Origin of the sequence: Streptomyces longispororuber, from assembly GCF_024448165.1 — a bacterium.
Taxonomy (GTDB): domain Bacteria; phylum Actinomycetota; class Actinomycetes; order Streptomycetales; family Streptomycetaceae; genus Streptomyces; species Streptomyces longispororuber_A.
In genome coordinates this window covers 1-3,473 of record NZ_JAMOLN010000389.1, presented here as the reverse complement: position 1 = coordinate 3,473, position 3,473 = coordinate 1, and the positions used below count along the sequence as shown (strand labels likewise).

Here is a 3,473-nt window from a genome sequence, read left to right as displayed (position 1 = left end):
CAGCCGCTGTCACGGCGCGCAGCCGTGCTTTCAGGGGCGCGGGGAACTGCGCGACCAGCCCCCACCCACCCGCACACGCCGACGAGACGTCCTACGCCCCACGGAAGTGCGGGATCACCCGTTCCCCCCACTGCCGCAGCGTCTCCACGCACGCCTCCTGCGGAACCGTGCCCATCTGGATGAGGCACATCACCTCATCCGCACCCGCGTCACGAAGACGCTCCACGTAGGCGATCGCATCGGCGGCGGTCCCGTACGCGTGGTCCGCGTTGAACGTGGCCGTGGCCGTCGGCCGGACCGGGATGCGCTGCTCGTTGAGCCGGGCCACGACCTGCTCGGCGGCCCGCCGCATCTCGGCCGCCTCGTCCGCGCCTTCGACGACCGCCTCGTCGGGAAGGCCCGCCCCGCCGTACCAGTGCCCGATGGACTGGGCGAAGAAGCGCTGGCCGCGGATGCCGATGCTGCGCGCCGCCTCCCGGTCGTCCGAGACGATCGTGGGGCACAGGACCGCGAAGTGGTCGTTGACGGCGGAGGAGACGAGGTGCTCCGGTGTCCGGGAGGCGAGCGCCGCGTCGTAGGCGTGCCGCATCTCGGCGATCGACTCCGGCCCCGCGAAGCCCATGACGAGGGCGCCGACACCGAGCCGGGCGGCCTGGCGCAGGGTGTCCGTGCGGCTGCAGGCGAGGAAGAGCGGCGGGTGCGGGGTCTGCGCGGGGCGGGGCAGGATCGGGTGCGGGTCGATGTCGAGGAGCGGGCCGTGGTGCTCCAGCTCGTCCTTCTCCCACGCCCTGCCGATGATCCGCAGCGCCTCCTCGACCTCCTGGGTCGTGCGGTCCCGGTCGACGCCGCACAGGGAGGTCTCCTGAACGGTGCCACCCCGCCCGGCACCGAGGTCGAGCCGCCCGCCGGACAACAGGTCCAGCGTGGCGGCCCGTTCGGCGACCCGGGCGGGGTGGTTGAAGTTGAACGGCATGCACACGACGCCGTGGCCCACGCGGATCCGGGACGTCCGGGCCGCGACCCAGGTCAAGAAGATCTCCGGGGCGGACATGTGGGCGTACCACTTCAGGGAGTGGTGCTCGACCGCCCAGATCCGGTCGAACCCCATCTCCTCGGCGAGTACCGCCTGTTCGACGCAGTCGTGGAACAGACGGTGTTCGCGCTCGATGGTGGGGTCGGCCAGCTGGGCCTCGAAGATGACGGAGAACTTCACGTTCCCTCCCGGGAGTTGCGCCCTAGGGCGTGTGGCATCGCCTCCATATGACTAATAGCTATATGACGAACCGTCAGAGATGGGAAGGGTTACGGAGAGGATTACAGAGCGGGTTGCGGCGCGGGGTGTGGCGCCGGTTACGACTCGATGAGGGCCTGCAGCCGCGTCAGCTCGCCGCCAGCAGCTCCAGCGTGTCGATCACCCGGTTCGAGAAGCCCCACTCGTTGTCGTACCAGGCGACGACCTTGACGTGCCGGCCGTCGACGCGGGTCAGGGCCGAGTCGAAGATCGACGAGGCCGGGTTGCCGACGATGTCCGAGGAGACGAGCGGGTCGTCCGCGTACTCCAGGACCCCCGCCAGCGGGCCGTCCGCCGCGGCCCGGTACGCCGCCAGCACGTCGTCGCGGGTCACGTCGCGCGCGACGGTCGTGTTGAGCTCGACGATCGAGCCGACCGGGACGGGGACCCGGATGGAGTCGCCGGACAGCTTCCCCTCCAGGTTCGGCAGCACGAGGCCGATCGCCTTGGCGGCGCCGGTCGTGGTCGGCACGATGTTGATGCCGGCGGCGCGGGCCCTGCGCGGGTCGCGGTGCGGGCCGTCCTGGAGGTTCTGCTCCTGCGTGTAGGCGTGCACGGTGGTCATGAACCCGTGCTCGATCCCGGCGAGTCGGTCGAGGACCGCGGCCAGCGGGGCCAACGCGTTGGTCGTGCACGACGCGTTCGACACGATCGTGTGGACGGCCGGGTCGTAGGCGTCGGAGTTGACGCCGAACGCGAGGGTCACGTCCGCGCCGTCCGACGGAGCGCCGACGAGCACCCGGCGGGCGCCCGCGTCGAGGTGGGCGCGGGCCGCCTTGGCCGAGGTGAAGCGGCCGGTGGCCTCCAGCACGAGGTCGACGCCGAGTTCGGCCCAGGGCAGCTGGGCGGGGTCGCGTTCGGCGAGGACCTTGATGCGGCGGCCGTCCACGACGAGTTCGTCGCCGTCGGCGGTCACCGGCCGACCCAGGCGGCCCGCGGTGGAGTCGTAGGCGAGGAGCCGGGCGAGGGCGGTGGGCTCGGCGAGGTCGTTCACCGCGACGACGTCGAGGTCGCTGTCGCGTTCGAGCAGGGCGCGCAGCACGTTGCGGCCGATGCGTCCGAAACCGTTGATGGCGATGCGGGTCATGAGTGGTCTCCCTTCGGAACACCTCCAGGCTCGCGCGCGGCGTCGGCCGGTGACAGCGGCGTGATCGCCATGGTTCGCAAGGATCCCGCCAGCCCCCGTCAGCCCCGTCAGCCCCGGTCGGCTACCGCGGCGGACTACTTCTCCGCGCCCTGCGAGAAGGTGCGCCGGTACTCGCTCGGGGTCGTGCCGAGGATGCGCTGGAAGTGGAGCCGCAGGTTCGCGCCGGTGCCGAGGCCGACGTCGGCGGCGATCTGCTCGACGCCCCGCTGCGAGCGCTCCAGCAGCTCGCGGGCGCGGTCGATGCGGGCGCGCATCACCCACTGCATCGGCGTGTACCCGGTGTCCTCGACGAACCGCCGGGAGAACGTGCGGGGCGACACGGCGGCGTGCCGGGCCAGCGACTCCAGGGTGAGCGGTTCGTCGAGCCGGCGCAGCGCCCAGTCGCGGGTGGCGGCGAACCGTTCGCCGAGCGGCTGGGGGACGCTGCGCGGCACGTACTGCGCCTGGCCGCCGCTGCGGTAGGGCGCGGCGACGAGGCGCCGGGCGGCGTGGTTCGACGCGGCCACGCCGAGGTCGCCGCGGAGCACGTGCAGGCACAGGTCGATGCCGGAGGCGGCGCCCGCCGAGGTCAGGACGCTGCCCTCGTCGACGAAGAGGACGTTCTCGTCGACCTCGATCCGTGGGTACCGGTCCGCGAGCGCCCGCGTGTAGTGCCAGTGCGTCGTGGCGCGCCGGCCGTCGAGCAGGCCCGTCGCGGCGAGCGCGAAGGCGCCCGTGGAGATCGCGGCGAGCCGGGCACCCCGCTCGTGCGCGCCGGTCAGCGCGTCGACGACGCTGCGCGGCGGGTCGTCGCGGTCGGGGTGCCGGTAGCCGGGGACATAGACGACGTCGGCCCACTCCAGGGCTTCGAGGCCGTGCGCCACCGCGTACGACAGCCCGTCGCCCCCGGTCACCGGTCCGGGCGCCGCACCGCAGACCCGGACCTCGTACGGCATGCTCGCCCGCGTCGTGAACACCTGTGCCGGGATGCCGACGTCGAGGGGTTTCGCTCCTTCGAGCACGAGGACGGCGACGCGATGCAGACGGGAGGCGGGC

Annotated in this window: 3 protein-coding genes; all 3 read right to left on the bottom strand. The window is 72.7% G+C overall.

Features of this window, described 5'->3' with window-relative positions; translation table 11 throughout:
- Positions 1-91: 91 nt before the first annotated feature.
- Positions 92-1,213, bottom strand: a complete 1,122-nt coding sequence (locus M4J07_RS47135) for an LLM class flavin-dependent oxidoreductase (protein ID WP_255983454.1) — start codon at positions 1,211-1,213, stop codon at positions 92-94.
- Positions 1,214-1,379: 166 nt separating this feature from the next.
- The gene (gene gap, locus M4J07_RS47130; protein WP_255983452.1) at positions 1,380-2,378 is read right to left on the bottom strand and encodes a type I glyceraldehyde-3-phosphate dehydrogenase; all 999 of its coding nucleotides are present in this window, start codon (positions 2,376-2,378) and stop codon (positions 1,380-1,382) included.
- Between the two features lie 134 nt (positions 2,379-2,512).
- Positions 2,513-3,473 (bottom strand): GlxA family transcriptional regulator (locus tag M4J07_RS47125; protein ID WP_255983450.1); only part of this gene is annotated, 961 nt, incomplete at its 5' end.